The organism is Pseudomonas sp. B2021 (genome assembly GCF_018135665.1).
GTDB lineage: Bacteria > Pseudomonadota > Gammaproteobacteria > Pseudomonadales > Pseudomonadaceae > Aquipseudomonas > Aquipseudomonas lactis.
The window spans coordinates 1-226 of the sequence record NZ_SMOF01000052.1; the positions used below are offsets into that span (position 1 = coordinate 1).

The 226-nt window shown below is 48.2% G+C and carries 1 pseudogene; it reads right to left on the bottom strand.

The features are described from left to right. Nucleotides 1-226 (bottom strand): annotated as a pseudogene (locus E1K68_RS27620) (glucose-6-phosphate isomerase); the annotation flags it as partial.

Below are 226 nucleotides of genomic sequence, written 5' to 3' on the forward strand. Positions count from 1 at the left end.
GTTCCTTGATGCAGAAGCTGATAAAAAGCATGCTGCGCATTGGAGCCAATCTCGCCCCACAAAATTGGACACGTATCATAATCAAGGCGCGCGCCATGCTGCGTCACCGATTTGCCATTACTTTCCATCTCAAGCTGGGTCAAGTAGCTTGGCAAATACTCCAAACGCCCATCATAAGGCAGCACGGTATGCGCATTGACTTGTAAAAAGGTACTATTCCAAACGG